This is a genomic window from Burkholderia sp. TSV86, from assembly GCF_001522865.1.
Lineage (GTDB): Bacteria > Pseudomonadota > Gammaproteobacteria > Burkholderiales > Burkholderiaceae > Burkholderia.
This window is the reverse complement of sequence record NZ_LOWB01000109.1, coordinates 190,859-213,970: the sequence shown is the minus strand read 5'-3', so window position 1 is coordinate 213,970 and position 23,112 is coordinate 190,859. Positions and strand designations below refer to the sequence as shown.

Below are 23,112 nucleotides of genomic sequence, written 5' to 3'. Positions count from 1 at the left end.
CGGACGGAGCGAACAAGGTGCGCGAACGGGTTTTTCGAAGCGGCGCACATGCATTTTTCGTGTGCGGCGCTTATGCTTGGGAATGGCGTAGCGCTTACGCGGTCTGGCGGCGGCATCGGGCGGATCGTATTGCGGCGTTCGGCATGGCCGGCGGCCGCCGCGTTTGCCGCTGATTTTGCCGGCGTCTCGCCGTGTTTTTTCTATTCCACCTCGCCTGACCGACCGATTCCCGTTTAGCGATGACCAACCCAGCCGCTTCATCCGATCTTGTCAGCAAGCGCTGCCCGCACTGCGGCAGTGCGTTCGACTGCGGCGTGCGCATGCAGCCGTTTGCCTGCTGGTGCGCGGCGATGCCGGCGCTGCCACCCGGCGCTCAGCCCGCCACGGGCGGGCGCTGTCTATGCCCGCAATGCCTTGCCGACCGGCTCGCGCCGCGCGTGTCGTCGGGCGTTGGCGCAACACGCGAAGGCTGAGCGGCGGTTACACTGCGCGGATGCAACGAAGAATCACGATCACCACCGCCAGCGGCCGCGTCAACCTGAGCCATCTGTTCTGGCTGCGCAATCTCGCAATCATCGGTCAACTCGTCACGATTGCCGTCGTTCAGGCTTATTTCGGCGTGCATCTGCCGCTTCCCGCGATGCTGATGGTGATTGCGCTGGAGATCGTCTTCAATGCGCTGACCTGGGTGCGCGTATTGCGTGCGCGCCCCGAGACCAATTTCGAGTTGCTCGGCCAGCTCTGGGTCGATCTGGGTGCGCTGTCGGCGCTGTTGTTCCTGTCGGGCGGAACGACCAATCCTTTTGTGTCGCTGTATCTACCGTCGCTCGCGATCGCGGCCGCGGTGCTGCCCTGGCATTTGATGATCTGGCTCGCCGCGTTCGCGGTCGCGTGCTATCTGGCGCTCGGCTTCGATTCGGTGCCGCTCAATCTGGACAATCCGGCGAATCTGTTCGACTACTTTCGCGCGGGCATGTGGGTGAACTTCATGGTGAGCGTTGGGCTCATCGCATGGTTCGTCGCGCGCATGTCGAGCGCGCTGCGGCAACGTGACGCGGCGCTCGGCGAAGCGCAGCAGGCACTCTTGCGCGACGAGCGGGCGGTCGCGCTCGGCGTGCAGGCGGCGACCGTCGCGCACGAGATGGGCACGCCGCTATCGACGATCGCGATGCTGACCGAGGAACTGCGCGAGGCCGCCCGCACCGATCCCGGCCTTGCGCGCTACGACGCCGATCTGAAGGTGCTCGAAGAGCAGATGTCGCAGTGCACGTCGGCGCTCGCGCGGCTGCGCAGCCGCGCGTCCGAGCGGCCGAACCGCCAGTCGGTCGCCGCTTGGCTCGGCACGTTCGTCGAGCACTGGCGGCTGCGCCATCCGCACGTGAGGTTCGAGCAGCTCGGGCCGCAGCCGCGCGGCGTGGTGCTCGACGACACGGTCGCGGTCGGCCAGATCCTGACTATCCTGCTCGACAATGCCGCCCGCGCGAGCCGCGATCGCGTTACGCTGGCGGCGGCGATCGTGCATGACGGCGCGCGCGATGAAATCGTATTCGAGGTTTGCGACAACGGCGCGGGCATTCCGGCCGCGCTGCGCGATGCGCTCGGCTCGATGCCGGTCGACAGCACGCAGGGCGGCCATGGCGTCGGCCTGTACCTTGCGTTTAGCGCCGCGGCGCGCCTGGGCGGCTCGATCGAGCTTGCCGATGCGAAGCCGCGTCCGGCGGGCGCGGCGCCGGGGCGTTCGGCGCAGGCCGCCTCCGGGCGCGGCACGCGGGCGATCTTGCGCGTGCCGGTCGAGCGCGAGAGCGGCGCCAGCCCGGGCGCGGACGCAGCTTGAGCACGCACGGGCCCAATCGCGCGGGCCGAATGATGAACGCAAACCGCTGGAAAGATGGAGCAATGTCAATGAGCGACAAGAATTTTCTCGTGATCGACGATAACGAAGTATTCGCCGGCACGCTCGCGCGCGGCCTCGAGCGCCGCGGTTACACGGTGCGTCAGGCGCACGGCAAGGACGATGCGCTCAAGCTCGCCAGCGCGGAGAAATTCCAATTCATCACCGTCGATCTGCATCTCGGTGACGATTCGGGACTGAGCTTGATCGCGCCGTTGTGCGATTTGCAGCCGGACGCGCGGATTCTCGTGCTGACGGGCTACGCGAGCATCGCAACCGCGGTGCAGGCGGTGAAGGACGGCGCGGACAACTATCTTGCGAAGCCCGCGAACGTCGAATCGATTCTTGCCGCGCTGCAGACGAACGCGAGCGAACTGCAAGCCGAGGAGGCGATCGAGAATCCGGTCGTGCTATCGGTCGATCGGCTCGAATGGGAGCACATCCAGCGTGTGCTCGCGGAGAACGGCAACAACATTTCGGCGACCGCGCGTGCGCTCAACATGCATCGGCGCACGCTGCAACGCAAGCTCGCGAAGAAGCCGGTGCGGCAGTGAGCGGCTGTGCCGGCCGCCTCGGCGCGGCAGGCGGTTCGTTCGGCAGGCGTGGTGATCGCGGCGGCCCGCCCGGCAAGCGCCGACGAATGGATCACGGATATTTTCGAGGCCGCGCGACCGAGCCGCCTCGAACGCCGCCGCCGATGCATAACCGGCCCGGCTCCGGCTCGCACGATGGGCGATTTTCGGGCTACGAGTGAGCCCCGCGATGCGTCTTAGCGAAGCGCGCCGCAAAAAACGGGCAGCCCCGCCAAGGGCTGCCCGTTCTTCGTTGATGCGCGGCGTTGCCGGCTGCCGCGATCGTCAGGTCGTCACAACACGTAGCGCGACAGATCCTCGTTCTTCGATACCTCTCCGAGCGCGTGATCGACATAAGCCGCATCGATCGTCACTTGCTGACCGGCGTGATTGCCGGCCGAGAAAGACACTTCCTCGAGCAACTTCTCGATCACCGTATAAAGGCGCCGCGCGCCAATGTTCTCGGTTTTCTCGTTAACCGCACAGGCGATCTCGGCAAGCCGCCGGATGCCGTCATCGGCGAATTCGAGCCGCACGTCCTCGGTGGCGAGCAGCGCCTGATACTGCTTGACGAGGCTTGCATCGGTCGCGACCAGAATCGCTTCGAAGTCCTTCACGGACAGCGAATCCAACTCGACGCGGATCGGAAAGCGCCCTTGCAGTTCGGGAATCAGGTCGCTCGGCTTGGCGAGATGAAACGCGCCGCTCGCGATGAACAGGATGTGGTCGGTCTTCACCATCCCGTACTTCGTGTTGATCGTCGTGCCTTCGACGAGCGGCAGCAGATCGCGCTGCACGCCCTGCCGCGATACCTCGCCGCCGCCGCCTTCGTGGTTGCGCGACGTGATCTTGTCGATCTCGTCGAGAAATACGATGCCGTTTTGCTCGACGTTCTGCACGGCCTTCGTCTTCACTTCCTCGTCGTTGAGCATCTTCGCCGCTTCCTCGTCGATCAGCAGCTTCAGCGCTTCCTTGATCTTCAGCTTGCGGCGCGTCTTCTTGCCGCCGCCGAGGTTCGAGAACATTGAGCGGATCTGCTCGGTCATCTCTTCCATTCCCGGCGGCGCCATGATGTCCATGCCGAGCGTTGGCTGCTCGATGTCGAGTTCGATTTCCTTGTCGTCTAGCTGCCCTTCGCGCAGGCGTTTGCGAAACGTTTGGCGGGTCGCGTTGTTGTCGTCGTTCGCATGCTCGGCGCTCGCGCCGAAGCCCACCGCGCGCGGCTGCGGCAGCAGCACGTCGAGAATCCGGTCCTCGGCCTGGTCCTGTGCCTTCGAGCGCACCTTGCGCATCTCGAGTTCGCGGGTTTGCTTGACCGAGATCTCGATCAGGTCACGCACGATGCTATCGACGTCGCGGCCGACGTAGCCGACTTCGGTGAACTTGGTCGCTTCGATCTTGATGAACGGCGCGTCGGCGAGCTTGGCGAGGCGGCGCGCGATCTCGGTTTTGCCGACGCCCGTCGGCCCGATCATCAGAATGTTCTTCGGCGTGATTTCCTGGCGCAACGGCTCGGCCACTTGCTGGCGGCGCCAGCGATTGCGCAGTGCGACCGCGACAGCCCGCTTCGCCTTGTTTTGCCCGATGATGTGCTTGTCGAGTTCCGAAACGATCTCGGCAGGGGTCATGGTGCTCACGGCTTCTCCTTACTCGATGGTCTCGATGACGCGATTGTGGTTCGTATAGATGCACATGTCGCCCGCGATTTCGAGCGCTTTTTCGACGATATCGCGCGCAGACAGATCGGTGTTCTCCACGAGCGCGCGCGCGGCCGCTTGCGCATAGGCGCCGCCCGAGCCGATCGCGCAGATTCCCTCTTCGGGGTCGAGCACATCGCCGTTGCCGGTGATGACGAGCGTCGTGTTCGCGTCGGCCGTGATCAGCATCGCTTCGAGCCGGCGCAGCATCCGGTCGGTGCGCCAGTCCTTCGCAAGCTCGACGGCCGCCCGGGTCAGGTTGCCCTGATGCTTTTCGAGCTTTGCCTCGAAACGGTCGAGGAGCGAGAACGCGTCGGCGGTGCCGCCCGCGAAACCGACGAGCACCTGGTCGTTATAGATACGGCGCACTTTGCGCGCGCCGCCCTTCATCACGATATTGCCGAGCGTCACCTGGCCGTCGCCGCCGAGCGCAACCTTGCCGCCGCGCCGCACGGAAACGATCGTCGTGCCGTGAAATTGCTCCATCTGTATTCCTTCAGAAAGGCCGGGGGAGGCGGGGCGCCCAGCGCCGCCGCTTGATGCGACGCGCGGCAAGCACCGGCCCCGCGGGCCGGTTCACCGCGCATTGTTCTCACATCTTAGGGCAGGCGCCGCAATATCAAGAGCGGGGCGCGAACGAGCCGTGCCGAGCGACGAAAAAGCGCGGGGAAAAGCCGGTAAAAAGGCGGGGGCGCGGACGCGTAGCGGGAAAACAAAAGCGCGCGGCAGGCCGCGCGCTTTGCTGTAAAGCGTGTTGGGGGCGCAAGGCAAGCCCGCGCCGCAGCAGGGGTCAGTCGCCGAACAGCTTCTGCCGCAACTCGCGACGCTCCTGCGCCTCGAGCGAAAGCGTGGCCGTGGGGCGCGCGAGCAGACGCGGAATGCCGATCGGCTCGCCCGTTTCCTCACACCAGCCGTATTCGCCCGATTCGATCCGGGCGAGCGACTGCTGGACCTTCTTGAGAAGCTTGCGCTCGCGGTCGCGTGTACGCAATTCGAGCGCATGCTCTTCCTCGATCGTCGCGCGATCGGCAGGATCCGGCACGATTACCGTTTCGCGCAGATTCTCGGTCGTCTGGCCCGCGTTGCGGAGAATTTCCGCCTGCAATTGTTCGAGCCGATTTTTGAAGAAGGCGAGCTGGTCCTCATTCATATAATCCTTGTCGCTCATCTTCAGGATTTCGGCTTCGGTCAAGAGTTTCTTCGTCATCTGCTTGCTTCTTCAATGTGCGGCGAACGATAGATATTGCCCGCACTTTGGGATTACCCGCAACAGCCCTTGCAATTCTTTGCCATTCGCTGCGGCGGGGCCGAAAGCCTCCGGATACCGGCGCCCCTCTCGTTCAGGATTCCCCCGCGCGCCGGATTGCGCATTGACCAGCAGGTGGACCGCGCCGCGCTGGCGGGCCCAGGATCGATCGTTTACTCCGTGGCCCCGAGCGGGCGAGTATTGTAACTGAATCGCAAGCCACTGCTGTATCGGGTCGATCCCCCGCCGGTCAAGCGGCATCCTGAAAATATAACCCGCAAATCGAGAAAAAGCGATGACGAGCGCGTGCCCCGCCTCATGCGCGCCGCGCGCAAAGCACGCACACTTTACGCGAGGCAGGCGTCCAACCCGTCGGTGATGAGCTCGCGCGGCAGATCGATGCCGATGAACACCATCTTGTTGGTTTTCTTCTCGGCCGGCAGCCACTTCGCCGCGAGATCGCTGCCCATCATCTGATGCACGCCCTGGAACACCACCTTGCGGTCGACGCCCTTCATATAGAGCACGCCCTTGTAGCGCAACATCCGCTCGCCATAGATCTGCAGGATGCCGCCGAGGAAATCCTCGAGCTTGTTCGGATCGAATGGACGGTCGCTGCGGTAGACGAACGACTTGATCTTGTCGTCGTGATGCGCGTGGTGGTGATGGCCATGATCGTGCGCGCAATGGCCGTGATCGTGGTCGCAATGCGCGTGATCGTGGTCATGATCGTGCGCATGGTCGTGATCATCCTCCGCGAGGAAATCCGGGTCGATTTCGAGCTTCGCGTTCAGGTTGAAGCCGCGCAGGTCGAAGATTTCCTTGATGTCGGCATCGCCGAAATTCACCATCTTGACCGTCGCTTTCGGGTTCATGTGCAGCAGCCGGTGCTTGAGCGCCGCGAGCGTCGCATCGTCGACGAGATCCGATTTCGTGATGAACAGACGGTCGGCGAAGCCCACTTGACGCTGGACGACCTCGTGCTCGTCGAGTTGCGCGCCGGCATGCTTTGCGTCGACGAGCGTGATGATCGCGTCGAGCAGGAAATCGTCAGCGATCTCGCTGTCGATGAAGAACGTCTGCGCGACGGGGCCGGGGTTTGCAAGCCCGGTGGTTTCGATCACGACGCGCTCGAAATCGAGCTTGCCGTCGCGTTTTTTGGCGGACAGGTCGGCGAGCGCGCGGGCCAGATCGCCGCGGATCGTGCAGCAGATGCAGCCGTTGCTCATCTGGATGATCTGCTCGTTCGAATCCTGCACGAGAATCTCGTTGTCGATGTTTTCTTCGCCGAACTCGTTTTCGATCACGGCGATCTTCATGCCGTGCTGTTCGTTCAGGATGCGCTTGAGCAGGGTCGTTTTGCCGCTGCCGAGAAAGCCGGTGAGGATGGTGACGGGAATGGCCATGTCAGTCGCCTGTGGTTCGTGAAACGGGGTCGAAACTGGGAGGGGCGGCGTGCGATGCTCGCCTGGGTGCCAACTCTTTATTGAAACATACCTGTCAAGCCCCTGCCGCCTGTCCGTTCGGGCGGCGGGGGCGCGCTGCGCAGACCGCTCAGATCGGGGCGCTCACGCGATTTGCAACAGCAGCCCTTTCAGATACTCGCCTTCGGGGAATGCGCTGAGGAGCGGATGATCGACGCCCGCGCCGAGGCGCTTCAGGATCCGCGCGTCGACGCGCGCGTCGGCGGCCGCTCCCGCGACGATTTTCTGGAACAGATCCATGTCGATCGCGCCCGAGCACGAGTAGGTGAACAGCAGGCCACCCGGGCGCAGCAGCTTGAAGCCGCTCAGGTTGATGTCCTTGTACGCGCGCGCGGCTCGCTCGACGTGCTCGCGTGACGGCGCGAATTTCGGTGGGTCGAGCACGATCAGGTCGAAACGCTCGCCGTCGTCCGCCAGGCGGCGCAGCGTCTTGAACGCGTCGGCGTCGAGCCATTCGGCGCGCGCGGCGTCAAACCCGTTCACCGTCACATTGCGTTGCGCGAGCGCGAGCGCGTCGCCCGACGAGTCGATCGATACCACCCGCTTCGCGCCGCCCGCGAGCGCGGCGAGCGAGAAGCCGCCGGTGTAGCAGAAGCAGTTCAGCACGTCGCGCTCGTGCGCGTATTGCGCAACGAGCGCGCGGTTGTCGCGCTGGTCGACGTAAAAGCCCGTTTTGTGGCCGTGGCGAACGTCAACGTGATAGCGCACGCCGTTCTCGGTCGTGATCAGCGTATCGGGCGGTGCGTCGCCGGCCAGTACGCCGGTCTTCTGCGCGAGCCCTTCCTTTTCGCGGATCGATACGTCCGAGCGCTCGTAGACGTTCGGGCAGCCGGTCGCTGCAACGAGCGCCGCGACGATCGCATCCTTCCACGCTTCGACGCCCGCCGCCATGAATTGGCAGACGAGCTGGCCACGCTGCGCGCCGGCCTCGGGTTGCGCCGTGCCGGCTGCCGGCGCGGCCGCATGGGCGGGCGGCGCCGGTCGGGCGGCGTGTTCGGCGCCGTGGCTGGCCGCCGTGTGTTCCGGCAGGGCCGGCTTTGCCGTGTCTTGCGACGAGGCGGGCACCGCGGTGCCGCCCAGGAGAGCGTGCTGGGCGACGTAATAATCGACGATCAGCCCCGGCAGCCCGTCCGCCTCGCCGAATACGAGCCGCACTGCGCCGGTATCCGAGACGAATGCGCGCCGATGCGCGATCGCGCGCTGCACGCGGCGCTTGAAGAACGCATGGTCGATCGGCTCGGCTTCGTCGAAACTCCACACGCGCAGCCGGATCTGCGAGTGCGGGCTGTACGCGGCGCGCGCGAGAAAGCGGCCGTCATGCGCGCGCACGACGACCGTCGCGCCCGCCGCCGGCTTGCCGTCGACGCGCTCGATCGCGTTCGCATAGACCCACGGATGGCGGCGCAGCAGGGATTTGTCCTTCGACGGTTTGAGCGTAACGGTATGCATGTCGGAATCGAAAAGGCCGCGCTGGACGCGGCGGGAAGGAGTTCGGAAAAACAGGCGCGGCGCGTATCAATCGCGTTTTTTCGCCCGCGGATGCGCGCTATCGTAAATCTTCGCGAGATGTTGAAAATCGAGCGACGTATACACTTGCGTCGCCGAAATGCTCGCGTGGCCGAGCAGTTCCTGCACCGCGCGCAGGTCGCCGCTCGATTGCAGCACGTGCGTCGCGAACGAATGGCGCAGCACGTGCGGATGCACGTTCGCTGGAATGCCGGCAGCAAGCGCCGCGCGCTTCACGCGCTCGCGCACGACGCCCGGCGACATCCGGTTGCCGCGCACCGACAAAAAAAGCGGATGCGGATCGTGCTTGACGAACTCGCCACGCACCGCGAGCCATGCGTTCAGCGCATCGATCGCCTTGCGCCCGACAGGCACCTTGCGCTCCTTGTTGCCTTTGCCCCGCACCGTGACTTCCGCCTCGGCGAGATCGAGCCAGCCCTCGGACCGGTGGCCGCCTTCGTTCACGTAGCCGACATCCAGGCCGATCAATTCGGCCAGCCGCAGACCGGACGAATAGAACAGCTCGAGGATCGCGCGGTCGCGCACGCTCTCCGGCGTGCCGGACACCGGCGCATCCATCAGCGCGGCCGTATCGTCGACGGACAGCGCCTTGGGCAGCGTCTTGCCGCGCTTGGGCGCGCGTACCGTCGCGACCGGGTTCGCCGGCATTTCGACGCGCTGCGCGAACCAGCGGTAGAACGCGCGCCATGCCGACAGCCGGTGCGAGATCGAGCGCGCGGACAGCCCGCCCGCGTGCGCGCGGGCCACGGCGCCGCGCATGTCGACGGCGCTCAGGCTCGCGAGCGGCCGGCCGTTCGCGAGCTTCCTCAGTTCGTCGAGTTCGTGCGTGTACGCGCGCAGCGTGTGATCCGACAACTGCCTGACGTGCCGCAGGTTCGACAGGTACGCGGCGATCGGATCGTCGGTCATCGTAGTGGGTGGCGTGCGGTCGCGGGCGCGGCCGTCAATGCGGCAGCAGGCGCGTGAGCGCCGCGCTCGCGAGCGTGCCGATTTGCGTGAGGAAATCGGTGCCCATGCCGTCGTGAAAGCGCCGCGGGTCCGGCGAGCCGAGCACGAGCAGCCCGAACGCGCCCGCGCCGTCGGTGTCGCCGGCCGAGGGCGCGCGCAGCGCGATCAGCGCGATCGATTCGGCCGCGCCGGCCGCCGCCGTATTGCCGCCGCCGTCGGCGGGCGCCGCGGCCGCCGCGACGGGCGCGAGCCACTGCGCGGCTTCGAAGCCGGTATTGGCGCCGCAATAGGGGGTCGCAAGGCTGTTGGTGAAAAGCCGCACCTCCTCGCCGACATTGCGGGCGAAATCCGCGTGCGCGTAGGTATCGGCGACGTCCCAAAGTCTGAGCGCCGTTTGCGGCACGTCGAACACGTCGGCAAGGCCGGCCGCGATCGAGCGCGGCAGTGCATACGGGTCGCGCTCGGCGATCACGCGCGCGGTCCAGCGGCTGAACTTCGCGGCGAGCCCGTCGTTCTCGTGGCCATAGCGCACCAGCTCGGCCAGACGCCGCTCGAGATGCTTGTTCTTGTCGCGCAGCATCTCCATCTGCCGCTCCTGCAGCGACACCGCGGCCTTGCCGTGCGGATTCGCGAGCTTGATCGTCGCGAGCAGTTCCGCGTGCCGCGTGAAGAATTCGGGGTTGGCGAGCAGGTAGTCGGCGACTTCGCGATCGTTCATGGGCTTCTTGGGCAGAGGTTCAGCAGATAAAAAGTCAGGCGGGCAGGTCGATCACGCCTTCGAAGACGGTTGTCGCGGGACCGGCCATCGCGAGCGGCGCGGCTTCGTCGCGCGCGCCGTCCCACGAGATCGTCAGCGTGCCGCCGTGTGTATGGACCGCGACCGGCGAATCGAGCGCGCCGCACCGGATGCCCGCTGCGACCGCCGCGCATGCGCCCGTGCCGCATGCGAGCGTCTCGCCCGCGCCGCGTTCGTAGACGCGCAGCCGCACCTCGTTGCGCGACACGATCTGCATGAAGCCCGCGTTCACGCGCTGCGCGAAGCGTGGATGGCGCTCGATCGCCGGCCCTTCCATGGCCACCGGATACGCTTGCACGTCGTCGACGATCTGCACCGCGTGCGGATTGCCCATCGACACGACCGAGATCCAGCGCGTCGCGCCGTTCACGTCGAGCGGCCACAACGTGTCGGCGCCGTCGCGGCGGCCTTCGAGGCCGTGCGCGTCGAACGGCACGCGCGCGGGTTCGAACACCGGCGTGCCCATGTCGACGACGACCTCGCCGTTATCCAGCATGGTCAGCGTGATCACGCCGTGCTTGACCTCGACGCGCACGCTTGTTTGGCTGGTGAGCCCGCGATCGCGGACGAATTTCACGAAGCAGCGTGCGCCGTTGCCGCAATGCTCGACTTCACCGCCGTCGCAATTGAAGATCCGGTACTTGAAATCGGCGCCGTCGACGCTTGGCCGTTCGACGAGCAGGAGCTGATCGGCGCCGATCCCGACATGGCGGTCGGCGAGCGCGCGCACCTGCGCGCCCGTGAGCGGCGGCAGCGCGCGGGTGTAGCCGTCGAGCACGACGAAGTCGTTGCCCGCGCCGTGCATTTTGGTGAACGAGAGTTTCATGGACGCTATTGTATGCGGCGTATGCGGCGGCGCGGTCAATAGAAGCCCGGCTCGCCGGGCGGGCGCGTCTTGAAGCGCTTGTGCACCCAGTAATACTGTTCGGGCAGCTGCGGAATCTGCTCTTCGAGGAACGCGTTCATGCGGCGCGCGTCGAGCGCGTCGTCGCCTGTCGGATAGTGGTCCCACGGCTTGAACACCTTCAGCCGATAGCCTTTGTAGCCGGGCAGCACCTCGCCGATGAACGGCACCACTTGCGCGTGGCCGGTCTTTGCGAGGCGGCCGACGGCAGTCAGCGTGCACGCGGGCACGCCGAAGAACGGCACGAACGTCGAATTGCGCAGCCCGTAATCCATGTCCGCGCCGAGCATCACGGGCTTGCGGTCGCGCAGCCAGCGCAGCACGATCCGCGCGCTGTCGGCGCGCCCCGCCATTTCCGCGTCGAAGCGCCCGCGCGCGGCTTTCGCGACGGCCTCGAGCGTCGGGTTCGAGAACGGCTGGTACAGCGAGCCGCAGCGGCGTTGCAGCGAACGGTTGAGCCAGATCGAGCCCGCCTCGATGCCGACGAAGTGCAGGCCGAGAAACAGCGTCGGCGGCAGGTTCGGGTCGGTGAGGTCGATTTCGCTGTCGACTTCGATCAGCTTGTCGAGCTTTTTCTCGGAGCCGAACCACTGGACGCTGCGCTCGACGTAGCTGCGGATCGCATGCCGGAAGTGCTTGCCGGCCACGTCGTTGCGGTGCGCGTCGCTCCAGTCCGGAAAGCAGAGCTTCAGATTGGTGTGGACGACGCGCTTGCGCCGGCTCGGGATCTGGTAGAGCAGCCAGCCGAGGCCGTCGCCCAGGCGCGCGGTGAAGCCGTATGGCAGGATCGCGAGGAATTTGAGCAGCGCGACGGCGAGTTGGGTGCCCAGGCGGCTCAGCATGCGGCGCCTCCGTCGGTCGGCGGCAGCCTCGCGGGGAGGCGGGACGGTGAGAGAAACGGCACGATCAGCGGCCTGTGAGAATTTGAGAAAGCCGCTATAATAAGGGCTTCGCCGAGTTAACTGACAACTTGCGGGGCGAAGCCGGCTGGCGCTGCGAGCGCCGACGGCGCAGGAAATCCGCTAAAGCGTCGCCGCTTCGGGCCTCTGGAAGCTGGCTACGTGAACTTTTAACCGTAACCACCATAGGAGCCAGAGACCGTGGCAAACGATTATCTCTTTACGTCCGAATCCGTCTCCGAAGGCCACCCGGACAAGGTTGCCGACCAAATCTCCGACGCGATCCTCGACGCGATCCTTACGCAAGACAAATATTCCCGTGTTGCCGCCGAAACGCTGTGCAACACCGGTCTCGTCGTGCTGGCGGGCGAAATCACGACGACGGCCAACATCGACTACATCCAGATCGCGCGCGACACGATCAAGCGCATCGGCTACGACAACACCGATTACGGCATCGACTACAAAGGCTGCGCGGTGCTCGTCGCATACGACAAGCAATCGCCGGACATCGCGCAGGGTGTCGACCGCGCGCACGACGACAATCTCGACCAAGGCGCGGGCGACCAGGGCCTGATGTTCGGCTATGCGTGCGACGAAACGCCTGAGCTGATGCCGCTGCCGATCTACCTGTCGCATCGCCTTGTCGAGCGCCAGGCGAACCTGCGCCGTGACGGCCGGCTGGCGTGGCTGCGCCCGGATGCGAAGTCGCAGGTGACAGTCCGCTATGTCGACGGCAAGCCGCACGCGATCGATACCGTGGTGTTGTCGACGCAGCATGCGCCCGACATCGAACTGCCCGCGCTGCGCGAGGCCGTGATCGAAGAAATCATCAAGCCGACGTTGCCCGCCGATCTGATCAAGGGCGACATCAAGTTCCTCGTGAATCCGACCGGCCGTTTCGTGATCGGCGGCCCGCAAGGCGATTGCGGGCTGACCGGCCGCAAGATCATCGTCGATACCTACGGCGGCGCGGCGCCGCATGGCGGCGGTGCGTTCTCGGGCAAGGACCCGTCGAAGGTCGACCGCTCGGCCGCATATGCGGGCCGCTATGTCGCGAAGAATATCGTCGCGGCGGGCTTGGCGTCGCGCGCGCTGATTCAGGTGTCGTATGCGATCGGCGTGGCTGAGCCGACGTCGGTGATGGTCAATACGTTCGGTACCGGCCGCGTGTCCGATGAAACGATCACGAAGCTCGTGCGTGAGCATTTCGACCTGCGTCCGAAGGGCATCATCAAGATGCTCGATCTGCTGCGCCCGATCTACGAGAAGACCGCCGCTTACGGCCACTTCGGCCGCGAGGAGCCGGAATTCTCGTGGGAAGCGACCGACAAGGCAATCGCGCTTGCCGAAGCGGCCGGCGTCGAGCCAGCGGTGCAAGTGGCCTGAGCCGCGGGCTTGCCGCGCCGTTACGGCATGAGCGATAGGATGCCGCCCGGTTGAGCGCCGGGCGGCATTTTTTTGATTATCTCAATGTGATCGGACGCAAAGACATGATCGGCTGCGCCGCGTGAGCCGGTTTCGGAGGCGAAACGCAGGCGGCTAATCGAAGCCCGCCCGCGCGGGCCATGCGCGCGGCGTGTGCCGTCCGCCGCGCTGCGGCACGGACCGCGTTAGCGCGTCAGCGGGCAGCGAATGCGAACCAGCCGGTGCTCGTCGCCAGACGGCGCGGCCGGTTGATGCGGCGTGCCGCCGCGCTTGCGCGACGCGCCGGCTGCGCGTTCGGGCGCAGCGACGAAGGCTTGGGCAGCAGCGAACGCAGCGCGGTGCGGCGGGCCGCTGCCTGCGCGCGCATCATCGACAGCAATGCATGCAGCCACGTGCGCAAACCATCGAGCCGCGGCTGATGCCAGCGCGCGCGCTCGGCGAGCACGTTGGCCCGGGCGCTGTGGTGACGCAACGCACGCGTGATCCGGGGCGACGCGAACCGCGCGCCCTTGGTGGTGCGATGAAGATAGGAAGGCAATCGAAAAGGCATGACGGAATAGTGACTTGCTTGGCGCGCCCGTGAGGGGGCGCGAATTCAAAATGGCCGTGACGGCACGGGATTGGGTCGGATCGTACCGAAAGCGCGGGTGCTCCGCTGCCTGTCAGAAGCGGCAGGTATGATCAGACTATAGACGGTTCATGACGCCAGAAAGTCATGGCATGTCGTGCCAGTCGAGCGTTCCGGCGATGCGTCGTTCATCGTTAGTGATATGAATGAGGCCGGCAGTTCCTTTGCGCCGCGTCAAATTTTGTGTGGCGATCGAGGTTCGCTTTCAACAGATCGTCAGATTGCGCTGCACGCCGGTTGGGACCGTTTTACAATCAATGATTCATCACAAATATGTGAATGTCCCATGCCGTCATTGCACCCGGAGTCGATCCACACGCAAATCCAGACGCTGCGCGAACGCGGTTTCGTGGTGGCGCCGGCGCTTGTCGCGCCCGAGCGGTGCAAGCAGCTGAGAGCGATTGCCGAGCGGCAGCTGGCCGATGCCGCGCAACCGCTCGAGTTCGAAGCCGATCTGCGCTATCCGGGCGCGCCCGAATCGCGGCATGCGCCTGGCGGCCATACGGTGCGGCGTCTGCTCGACGCATACGCGCGCGATACGGCGTTCGCCGAGCATGCGACGGCGCCGGAGATCAGCGCATGGATGCGCGCCTATTTCGGCGAGACGCCGGTGCTCTCGCGCGCGCATCACAATTGCGTGATGACCAAGCATCCGGCGTATGGCAGCCTGACCGGCTGGCATCGCGATGCGCGCTACTGGTCGTTCGAGCGGGCGGATCTTGTGTCGGCCTGGCTCGCGCTCGGCCCGGAGACGGACGAGAACGGCGCGCTGTGGCTTGTGCCCGGCTCGCATGAAACGGCGCTCGGGCCGGAATGCTTCGATGACGCGAAATTTTTCCGCAGCGACATGCCCGAAAACCGGCGGCTCATCGAGCAGGCGGTGTGCCCGCCTCTCGCGGCGGGCGACGTCGTGTTTTTCCATTGCAATACGCTGCATTCGGCGGGGCAGAACCGGACCGATCAGGTGAAATTCTCGCTCGTGTTCACCTATCGCGGCGACAGCAACCCGCCGGTGCCAGGTTCGCGTTCGGCGTCGAAGCCGGAAGTGCGCCTTTGAGCGTGCGGGCGGCCGAAGCGGCGCGGCCCGCGCTCGCGGGCTACGCCTAACGCTTGCCGCTTGGCGTCGATAGGCCGATCAGCCCGACGAGCGTTGCCACGATACCGCCCGCAATCAGCATGATCGTCTTCGTCGACGGCGAGCCGGTGAAAAAGCGCGCGACGCCGTCGTTGATCGAGTGGAACGACTGGCCGCCGAAATACAGCAGGACCACGCCGCCCGCGATGAGCGCAACGAAAATCGCTCGAACCATGAAAATCCTCGTTGAAACGGATAGTGAAGACGCCGCAGTGTAGGGGAGTGCCGCGCCGGCGTCCATTCGCGCGCAGTTTTCTGCACGGCCGGCGATCGTTGATTAACATGGCGGCTTCGGCGCTTTCATATCGCCGGACGGCGTCCGGCTTTGTTCAATGTCTTGACAGGAATTGTGATGGGCTACGAAGCAGCTTCCGATCGTTATGCGGACATGCAGTATCGCGTCAGCGGCAAATCCGGGCTCAAATTGCCGGCGCTGTCGCTTGGGCTGTGGCACAACTTCGGCGATACGACGCCGATCTCGACCCAGCGTGACATTCTGCGTACCGCGTTCGATCTCGGCATCACGCACTTCGATCTCGCGAACAATTACGGGCCGCCCTACGGCAGCGCCGAAGCGAATTTCGGCCGCCTGCTGCGCGAGGATTTCAAGCCGTACCGCGACGAATTGCTGATCTCGACGAAGGCGGGCTGGGACATGTGGCCGGGCCCGTATGGCAGCGGCGGCGGCTCGCGCAAATATGTGCTGGCGAGCTTGGATCAGAGCCTCAAGCGAATGGGGCTCGATTATGTCGACATCTTCTATTCGCACCGCTTCGATGCGCACACGCCGCTCGAGGAAACCGCGGGCGCGCTCGCGTCGGCCGTTCAGCAAGGCAAGGCGTTGTATATCGGGATTTCGTCGTATTCGGCGGCGAAGACGCGTGAGATTGCGAAGCTGCTCGCCGAATACAAGGTGCCGCTGCTCATTCACCAGCCGGCTTACAACATGCTGAACCGCTGGGTGGAAGAGCAGAAACTGCTCGACGCGCTCGACGACACCGGTTCGGGCTGCATCGTGTTCACGCCGCTTGCCCAGGGACTGCTTACGTCGAAGTATCTGAACGGCGTGCCGGCCGACGCGCGCGTCAACAAGCCGGGCGGCGGCTCGTTGCAAGAAAGCCACCTGAGCGCGCAGAACCTTGAGCGTGTGCGCAAGCTCAACGAGATCGCGCAGCGGCGCGGTCAGAGTCTTGCGCAAATGGCGCTCGCCTGGACGCTGCGCGATGCGCGCGTCACGTCGGCGCTGATCGGCGCCAGTCGCGCGGAGCAGGTGCGCGAAAACGTCGCCGCGCTCAAGCAGCTTGCCTTCAGCAACGAGGAACTCGTGGAGATCGACCGCTATGCGACGGAAGGCGGGGTCAATTTGTGGGAAAAGCCATCCACCGATCAGGCAATCTGATCGGTGATCGGCCGCGATTCTGACGAGCGGCGCGCGGCACGCCGCGCTGGTTTCGGCGCACCGGCTTCGAAACTAGCGTGGGCGGCGAAAGCGGTGCGGCTAGATCAGCGCGGGCAGCCCTTCGACCAGCAATACGGCAACCACGACCCCGAGCATCGCGCCGAGCACGCGCAGCACGTTATGGCGGAACTCGGTCGCACAGGGAACCGCGCCCAGAAACAACGCGCCCGCCAGTGCCATCGGGATCAGCAAAATAAAGTCGCCGATTGTGAAGTAAGTATCCATGCCAGTCTCCTGTTTTATCTGACCGGCCTGCGTGCGATCGCGGCCGGTTGCTTCGAGTATAGGAAACGGCTCGCGGTTTTTCGTTGTTCCGGCGGGGTTGCGGGCGGAAAATCGCCGATTGTTGGGTTTACCGCAAATAAACCGACGAAAAGCTTTCGTTCGATCTTTCTTGATGCTTTCCCGTTTGCGGTGGGGCAATGCGCCGACGCGTCGAATGAGGCAGTCGCTCGGCAGGGTTCGTTCATATTTCTCGACTCGGTGGCGCGGTGCAATAAGCAAGGCGCCCGCTCTTGCCGCGCGGCGGACGCCTTGCGATCATGCGGCCGTCATCCGTGAGCGGTGCGGCGCAACGCCAGCGCGAGCCCCGCGACGATCGCGATCATGCCGATGATCTCGAGCGGTGCGAGCCGGTTGCCGAGCCATACCGCATCCATCAGCGCGGTCACGACCGGGACCAGATAGAAGAGACTCGTCACATTGACGAGATCGCCTCGCTGCATCAACAGATAGAACAACAATTGCGCAGCCACCGAAATGACAATGCCGAGCCACGCGAGCGGTAGCGCGAGCGACCAGCTCGCTTCGAACCGGAGCGGCTCGAACGGCGCGATCAGCAGGCACAAGCCCAGCCCGAGCGCGTTCTGCAGCGGCAGCACGTCGATCGGCGCGGCGTGCACGCGCTTTTGCAGCAGGGTGCCGGTGGTGATCGCGAAAAGTGCGCCGAGCGCGCAGGCGATGCCCGATAGCGTTGCGCCGCCCGAGAGGCTGCGATAGACGACCAGGCTCAGGCCCGCCAGCGCGAGCGCGAGTCCCGCGAGCCGAGTGCCGGACGCGCGGCGCTCGAGTACGGCGAGCGTGAGGATCGGCTGCACGCCGAGGATCGTCGCGAGGATGCCGGGTGCGAGCCCGCGCTCGAGCGCGAGCAGATACAGGATCGAATAACCGCCCGTGAGCAGCAGCCCGGTGGCGACTGTCGCGCAGCGTGTGCCGGACGGCGGCAGCCAGCGCCGTCGCGCGAGCGACAACGCAAGCAGGACGAGCGACGCGAGCGCGAAGCGCGCGCTCAGGAAAGCGACTGCGGACGCGTGTCGCAGGCCGAGTTCGGCGAAGATCGCGCCGCTGCTCCATAGCAGGACGAACAGCGATGTCGCCCCGTGCGCGGTGAGCGCGGGTCTGAATGAAGCCATCTGGAATCCACCTGTCGATCGGATCGATACGCTCCGTCCACGAGTGCCCGCGCGCCGCACCGCGCGGCATATCAGCGTGCGGTGCGAGGCGGTTCGCGGTGAACGGAGAGCGAAAAGAGGGGCGCGGCGTTCAGCCGGGCAGCGCCACCGAAGGCGGCGCGCCGACAGGCGGCGGAGCGGCAGGCGGACGATGCACACACGCGAGCCGTGCAGTCGACGGCTGGAAAACGGCGCGGGCGGGCAACGACGGATTCATCGCGATGAGTGCGAATGAGGTGAATGGACTGGCGTCAAAGGTAACGCATGTGCGCGCCGCTTGGCAATCGCTTGGCATGCGTATCGAGGCGAATTCCGACGATCCGATAACGCCTCTCACGCCGCGCCGATGCGCTCACGCGCACGCAGCCAAGCCGCGGCCACGATGCCGAGCGCGAGCAGCGCGCCCACCAGCGCCGCGATGCCCGGCCAGCCGAGCGCGCTCCAGCAGCGCCCGCCAAATGAGCCGACGACGCTCGATCCGACATAGTAGGCAAGCAAATAAAGCGCCGCTGCTTGCCCCTTGCCTTGTTGCGCGAGCCGCCCGACCCATCCGCTCGCGACCGCATGTCCGGCGAAAAAGCCGAATGTCACGCAGGCGATGCCGGTTGCGATCGCGGCGACCGGATGCAACAGTGTCAGCGCGACGCCGGCGAGCATGATGACCAAGCTCGCGATCAGCACGCGGCCGCGCCCGAACATATCGGCGACGCGCCCCGACAGCGGCGACGCGACAACGCCGACCAGATACACGACGAAGATCGCGCTGATCGTCGCCTGCCCCATCGCGTATGGCGGCGCGAGCAGCCGATAGCCGATGTAGTTGTAGAGCGTGACGAAGCTGCCCATCAGCACGAAAGCCATCAGGAACAGCACGGGCAACTCACGCCGCTTGCCGAGATGATGCGCGAGCGAAGCGCGATGATGCGCGAGATTGAGACCACGGCGCGGCGTGAAATGCCGAGACGGCGGCAGCAACGCGCGAAACGCGAGCATCGACGCGAGGCCGAGCGCGCCGATCATGCCGGCGGCGATGCGCCATGTGGACAGATCGGTGACGATGCCGGTGATCACGCGCCCCGCCATGCCGCCGATCGCGGTGCCGCCGACGTAGAGCCCCATCGCGAGCCCGAGCCCTTCGGGATGCACCTCCTCCGCGAGATACGCCATCGCCACTGCCGGCACGCCGCCGAGCGCGAGCCCGGTCAGCGCGCGCAGCGCCAGCAGCTGATGCCAATGCGGCGCGAACGCGGCGCCGAGCGTGAAGAGCGACGATGCGGTGAGCGACGCCGTCATCAGCGCGCGGCGGCTGAGCCCTTCGGACACGAAGCCCGCGATGAAGACGGCGAGCGCGAGCGCCGCGGTCGAGAACGACAACGCGAGGCTGCTCTGCGCGGGGCTCACGCCGAACGTCGTCGAGAATTCGGGCAGAAGCGGTTGCACGTAATAGAGCAGCGAAAACGTCGCGAACCCGGCAAACAGCAGCGCGATGCTTGCGCGCCAATAATTGCGCGAGCCGCGCTCGAGGTAGGCGGGGCCGGAAGCGGCGGGCGCGGCGTCGGCCGTTCCGGTTGGCTTGGCGCGGGGCGCGGGCTGCTGCGGGGCGCCGGACGATGCACTCACGCGGTTGTTCTCCGTGCGGGACAAACCACCACGATACGCCGGTTGCGCATGTTATGGCGCCGCGGTGGAGGACGCCGTCGCATTTGGCGCGGCTGGCGCGTCATTCGCGTGACGGTAACGATCGTCGGGGTATGATGCTGCGAAGCGCCATCGCGAAAGCACGGCGGCGCATCCTGGGAATGGGCGGGGCGTTTGCCGCCGGTTCCGCTGTCGGCGGTTCTCCAGACGGTGAACCGCGGGATGCGCGCCGCTGTGGCAAGAGGGCGGCGCGATCGGGATATTTCGGCCGGGCGGTAGGCGGCCGGCTTTCACAGCGGGGAAACATCATGCATGTCGGTTCGATTGTCTGTACCACCCATATCGCGGTGCCAAAGGGCGCGCGCGGGATCGTCCAGCGCATTCTCGGCAACATGGCGATGGTGACCTGGTATGCGGGCGTGCCGGGTGAATCGAAGGAGCTCAATACCGAGCCGTTTTTTCTCGAGGATCTGATCGATACCGGCGAATCGGTGCTGCCGGCAGGTGCTGCGCTGCACTGAACCGAACGCTCGTCTTTCGGCTTCGCGCGCGGCACAATGCGCAGCATGAACGACGCTACTTCTGAATCCACGACAGCCGGCGCGAGCGCCGGCTTGCCTTTTGCCGGCCTCACGCCCGAGCGCGTGCTGGATGCGCTCGACAGCGTGCTGATTCCCGCCGGTTCGCGCACCGACGGGCGTCTGCTCGCACTCAACAGTTATGAAAACCGCGTCTATCAGGCGGGCATCGAAGACGGGCCGCCGATCGTCGCGAAGTTCTATCGTCCGCATCGCTGGTCGAGCGATGCGATTCTCGAAGAGCACGCGTTCGTCGCCGAGCTTGCCGCGCGGGAGATTCCCGCGGTGCCCGCGCTCGAATTCGACGGGCGCACGCTGCACGAATTCGGCGGTTTTCGTTTCGCGCTGTTCGAGCGGCGCGGCGGGCGGCCGCCCGAGCTAGATCAGCGCGATACGCTCGAATGGCTCGGCCGCTTCATCGGCCGCATTCATGCGGTGGGCGCGATGCAGCCATACGCCGAGCGGCCCGCGCTTGATATCCAGACCTTCGGCTATGAGCCGCGCGATTTCCTGCTGTCTCGCGATTTCGTGCCCGGCGACGTTCGCCCCGCTTATGAAGCGGCGGTGACGCTCGCACTTGATGGCGTGGCCGACGCATACGCGCGCGCGGGCGGCGTGCGGATGCTGCGCGCGCATGGCGACTGCCATCCAAGCAACGTACTGTGGACCGATGCCGGCCCGCATTTCGTCGATTTCGACGATAGCCGGATGGCGCCCGCGATACAGGATCTGTGGCTGCTGCTGCCGGGCGACCGGCCGGGCGCGTCGCGCGCGCTCGCCGATCTGCTCGCCGGCTACGAAGACTTCTGCGAATTCGATCCGCGCGAGCTGCATCTAGTCGAAGCGCTGCGCACGCTGCGCCTGATTCACTACGCGGCATGGCTCGCGCGCCGCTGGGACGACCCGGCGTTTCCAGCCGCGTTTCCGTGGTTCAACACGCATCGCTATTGGGAAGAGCGTGTGCTCGAACTGAGGGAGCAGATCGGTGCGATGCAGGAAGGGCCACTGTGGCCGGTATGAGGGACGGCGTTGCGCCGCGTGGCGGCCGTCAGTGTGCGCGGCGCGAGGTTGCGGCGGCAACGGGGCTGGCGGGCATGTCCGGTTATCTCGGCGCGACGTTGTTCTCGCTCGCGGCCGGCGCGCTGGTTGCGGTCGTCGGCTACGATCCGCTATTCGTCGCGCTTGCCGCGTTCGACGTGCTCGGCGCGATCGTTGTATGGCGGCGGCTGCCTGACGGACAGAGGCGGCTGCATGCGCCGCCGGGCGCGGCGCCCGGGCACGCGAGCGCGGCCGCGGGCGGTTGAGGCAGCGGGCAAATCTCGGCTGTGTGCCGAGGCGACGCGGCTGCGATTGGCGCAACGGGCGCAACGCGGCGGATAAGGCCGATGCCCGTCACGTTTTCGGCAGTCAGAGCTTCAACATCATGCTGATGACGGCCGCGAAGCGCTTGCCATACGGCGGTGCGATCAGGCCGCGTGTATTGAGGCGCGATTGCGTGAACACCGGCTTCATCTTCGAGAACGTCACGAAGCCTTCGTAACCGTGATACGAGCCCATCCCGCTCGGGCCGACGCCGCCGAACGGCAGCGTGCCGCATGCGATGTGCGCCAGCGTGTCGTTGATCGTCACGCCGCCCGAGATCGTGTCGTGCATCACGCGCTCGATCGTCGCGCGGTCGTCGTCGAACAGGTAGAGCGCGAGCGGCCGCGGGCGCGCGTTCACATAGGCAATCGCGTCGTCGAGCGTGTCGTATGGCACAAGCGGCAACAGCGGCCCGAAGATCTCTTCCTGCATCAGCTTCGCTTCGTCCGGCGCTTGCGTGACGATCACGGGCGGCAGGCGGCGCAGCGCCGGATCGGGCGCTGCATCGGTGAGCGGATGCAGTTGCGCGCCGCCGTCGCGCGCTTCGTCGGCGAGCCGCTGCAATCGCGCGAAATGACGCTCGGAGATGATCGACGTGTAATCCTGGTTGGCCGCCAGATTCGGATAGAGCTTGGCCATCTTCGCCTTCGCACGCGCGACGAACTCGGCCTCCTTGCCGCGCGGCACGAGCACGTAATCGGGCGCGATGCAGGTCTGGCCGGCGTTCAGCGTCTTGCCGGTGACGATCGAATCGACGGCCGCGTCGAAGCGCGCATGCGGCCCGACGATCACGGGCGATTTGCCACCCAGCTCGAGCGTGACGGGCGTCAAATGCTCGGCGGCTGCGCGCATCACGTGGCGGCCGATCTGCGTCGAACCGGTAAACAGCAGATGATCGAATGGCAGCCCGCTGAACGCGGCGCCGATTTCCGCATCGCCGTTGACGACCGCGACGTGATCGCGCGAGAAGGTTCTCGCGATCAGCTCCTCGAACAGTTGCGACGTGCGCGGCGTCAGTTCGGACATCTTGATGATCGCGCGGTTGCCGGCGGCGAGCGCGCAGATCAGCGGCCCGGCGGCGAGATAAATCGGATAGTTCCACGGCACGACGATGCCGACCACGCCGAGCGGTTGCGGTATCACCTTCGCGCGCGCGGGGCGCAGCCACTTGTTCATCGCGCGGCTTTGGGGGCGCATCCAGCGCTTGCCGTGCTTGAGTGCTTCGTTGATCTCCTCCTTGGCCAGAAAGATTTCGGCGAACAGGAATTCCTCTTTCGCGCGATGCGCGAAGTCGGCGTTGACCGCGGCCGCCAACGCGTCGCGGTTGTCGAGCAGCATCGCGCGCAGCGCGCGCAAGTGGCCGGCGCGGGTCTCCCACGTCGGATACGGCGCGCGCAGGTAGGCGGCGCGCTGGTCGCGCAACAGCGCGTCGAGCGTGGCCAGGCCGGGCAGATCGTTCTTCATGGCTT

General features: G+C 65.8%; 24 protein-coding genes. 9 read left to right on the top strand and 15 right to left on the bottom strand.

What is annotated here, in order from left to right; translation table 11 throughout:
• Positions 1–239: 239 nt before the first annotated feature.
• From WS68_RS20430 to WS68_RS20420, 3 genes are all read left to right on the top strand, one after another.
• Positions 240–473, top strand: a complete 234-nt coding sequence (locus tag WS68_RS20430) for a cysteine-rich CWC family protein (protein ID WP_059572461.1) — start codon at positions 240–242, stop codon at positions 471–473.
• Between the two features lie 20 nt (positions 474–493).
• Complete coding sequence (locus WS68_RS20425) at positions 494–1,834, top strand: ATP-binding protein (RefSeq protein ID WP_059572460.1); 1,341 nt, start codon at positions 494–496, stop codon at positions 1,832–1,834.
• A 68-nt stretch (positions 1,835–1,902) separates the two neighbouring features.
• Positions 1,903–2,445 (top strand): response regulator transcription factor, encoded by a 543-nt coding sequence (locus tag WS68_RS20420; RefSeq protein WP_059517258.1) that lies wholly within the window; start codon positions 1,903–1,905, stop codon positions 2,443–2,445.
• A gap of 311 nt (positions 2,446–2,756) precedes the next feature.
• On the opposite strand, the gene hslU is transcribed toward WS68_RS20420, so the two are convergent.
• The 9 genes from hslU to WS68_RS20375 all read right to left on the bottom strand — a co-directional run bounded on the left by hslU (position 2,757) and on the right by WS68_RS20375 (position 11,907).
• Positions 2,757–4,100, bottom strand: a complete 1,344-nt coding sequence (hslU, locus tag WS68_RS20415) for an ATP-dependent protease ATPase subunit HslU (protein ID WP_059572459.1) — start codon at positions 4,098–4,100, stop codon at positions 2,757–2,759.
• A gap of 9 nt (positions 4,101–4,109) precedes the next feature.
• Positions 4,110–4,646, bottom strand: coding sequence for an ATP-dependent protease subunit HslV (hslV, locus tag WS68_RS20410; RefSeq protein ID WP_059572458.1), 537 nt, complete (start codon positions 4,644–4,646; stop codon positions 4,110–4,112).
• A 304-nt stretch (positions 4,647–4,950) separates the two neighbouring features.
• A complete protein-coding gene (gene dksA, locus WS68_RS20405; protein ID WP_006024133.1) occupies positions 4,951–5,367 on the bottom strand; it encodes an RNA polymerase-binding protein DksA in 417 nt (138 codons plus the stop codon).
• 386 nt (positions 5,368–5,753) lie between these two features.
• Positions 5,754–6,812, bottom strand: a complete 1,059-nt coding sequence (locus WS68_RS20400) for a CobW family GTP-binding protein (RefSeq protein ID WP_059572457.1) — start codon at positions 6,810–6,812, stop codon at positions 5,754–5,756.
• A gap of 162 nt (positions 6,813–6,974) precedes the next feature.
• Complete coding sequence (locus tag WS68_RS20395; protein ID WP_059572456.1) at positions 6,975–8,339, bottom strand: class I SAM-dependent rRNA methyltransferase; 1,365 nt, start codon at positions 8,337–8,339, stop codon at positions 6,975–6,977.
• 66 nt (positions 8,340–8,405) lie between these two features.
• Entirely contained in the window at positions 8,406–9,326 is a 921-nt protein-coding gene (xerC, locus tag WS68_RS20390; protein WP_059572455.1) for a tyrosine recombinase XerC, read from the bottom strand.
• Between the two features lie 34 nt (positions 9,327–9,360).
• Positions 9,361–10,083 (bottom strand): DUF484 family protein, encoded by a 723-nt coding sequence (locus WS68_RS20385; RefSeq protein WP_059572454.1) that lies wholly within the window; start codon positions 10,081–10,083, stop codon positions 9,361–9,363.
• A gap of 34 nt (positions 10,084–10,117) precedes the next feature.
• Positions 10,118–10,987, bottom strand: coding sequence for a diaminopimelate epimerase (gene dapF / locus WS68_RS20380; RefSeq protein WP_059572548.1), 870 nt, complete (start codon positions 10,985–10,987; stop codon positions 10,118–10,120).
• A gap of 35 nt (positions 10,988–11,022) precedes the next feature.
• Complete coding sequence (locus WS68_RS20375; RefSeq protein WP_059572453.1) at positions 11,023–11,907, bottom strand: lipid A biosynthesis lauroyl acyltransferase; 885 nt, start codon at positions 11,905–11,907, stop codon at positions 11,023–11,025.
• Between the two features lie 258 nt (positions 11,908–12,165).
• Here WS68_RS20375 and metK point away from each other — a divergent pair, with 258 nt between their 5' ends.
• Entirely contained in the window at positions 12,166–13,353 is a 1,188-nt protein-coding gene (gene metK / locus WS68_RS20370; RefSeq protein WP_059572452.1) for a methionine adenosyltransferase, read from the top strand.
• A 232-nt stretch (positions 13,354–13,585) separates the two neighbouring features.
• Here metK and WS68_RS20365 read toward each other — a convergent pair whose 3' ends face one another.
• Entirely contained in the window at positions 13,586–13,942 is a 357-nt protein-coding gene (locus WS68_RS20365) for a hypothetical protein (protein ID WP_059572451.1), read from the bottom strand.
• Between the two features lie 364 nt (positions 13,943–14,306).
• Between WS68_RS20365 and WS68_RS20360 the strand changes: the two genes are divergently transcribed.
• Positions 14,307–15,077 carry a phytanoyl-CoA dioxygenase family protein gene (locus WS68_RS20360; protein WP_059572450.1) on the top strand — a complete coding sequence of 257 codons (771 nt, stop codon included), beginning with the start codon at positions 14,307–14,309 and terminating at the stop codon, positions 15,075–15,077.
• A 46-nt stretch (positions 15,078–15,123) separates the two neighbouring features.
• On the opposite strand, the gene WS68_RS20355 is transcribed toward WS68_RS20360, so the two are convergent.
• Positions 15,124–15,330, bottom strand: coding sequence for a DUF3185 family protein (locus WS68_RS20355; protein WP_059517282.1), 207 nt, complete (start codon positions 15,328–15,330; stop codon positions 15,124–15,126).
• A 177-nt stretch (positions 15,331–15,507) separates the two neighbouring features.
• Between WS68_RS20355 and mgrA the strand changes: the two genes are divergently transcribed.
• Entirely contained in the window at positions 15,508–16,554 is a 1,047-nt protein-coding gene (mgrA, locus tag WS68_RS20350; protein WP_059572449.1) for an L-glyceraldehyde 3-phosphate reductase, read from the top strand.
• A 99-nt stretch (positions 16,555–16,653) separates the two neighbouring features.
• On the opposite strand, the gene WS68_RS20345 is transcribed toward mgrA, so the two are convergent.
• From WS68_RS20345 to WS68_RS20330, 3 genes are all read right to left on the bottom strand, one after another.
• The gene (locus WS68_RS20345; RefSeq protein ID WP_059517286.1) at positions 16,654–16,839 is read right to left on the bottom strand and encodes a hypothetical protein; all 186 of its coding nucleotides are present in this window, start codon (positions 16,837–16,839) and stop codon (positions 16,654–16,656) included.
• A 326-nt stretch (positions 16,840–17,165) separates the two neighbouring features.
• Positions 17,166–18,026 carry a DMT family transporter gene (locus WS68_RS20340; RefSeq protein WP_059572448.1) on the bottom strand — a complete coding sequence of 287 codons (861 nt, stop codon included), beginning with the start codon at positions 18,024–18,026 and terminating at the stop codon, positions 17,166–17,168.
• A gap of 372 nt (positions 18,027–18,398) precedes the next feature.
• Entirely contained in the window at positions 18,399–19,685 is a 1,287-nt protein-coding gene (locus tag WS68_RS20330) for an MFS transporter (protein WP_059572547.1), read from the bottom strand.
• 326 nt (positions 19,686–20,011) lie between these two features.
• On the opposite strand from WS68_RS20330, the gene WS68_RS20325 reads away from it, so the two are divergent.
• From WS68_RS20325 to WS68_RS20315, 3 genes are read left to right on the top strand one after another with little or no spacing between them, the layout of a single operon-like run.
• Positions 20,012–20,224: a hypothetical protein gene (locus WS68_RS20325; protein WP_059517290.1), complete on the top strand. Its 213-nt coding sequence runs from the start codon at positions 20,012–20,014 to the stop codon at positions 20,222–20,224.
• Between the two features lie 45 nt (positions 20,225–20,269).
• The gene (locus WS68_RS20320; RefSeq protein WP_059572546.1) at positions 20,270–21,301 is read left to right on the top strand and encodes a serine/threonine protein kinase; all 1,032 of its coding nucleotides are present in this window, start codon (positions 20,270–20,272) and stop codon (positions 21,299–21,301) included.
• On the top strand, positions 21,289–21,585 hold the full coding sequence (locus tag WS68_RS20315) for a hypothetical protein (RefSeq protein WP_442857179.1): 297 nt from the start codon (positions 21,289–21,291) through the stop codon (positions 21,583–21,585). Before WS68_RS20320 ends, WS68_RS20315 begins: the two co-directional genes overlap by 13 nt.
• A 103-nt stretch (positions 21,586–21,688) precedes the next feature.
• Here the strand turns inward: WS68_RS20315 and WS68_RS20310 are convergent, their stop codons facing one another.
• Positions 21,689–23,107 (bottom strand): coniferyl aldehyde dehydrogenase, encoded by a 1,419-nt coding sequence (locus WS68_RS20310; RefSeq protein WP_059572445.1) that lies wholly within the window; start codon positions 23,105–23,107, stop codon positions 21,689–21,691.
• Positions 23,108–23,112: the final 5 nt, after the last annotated feature.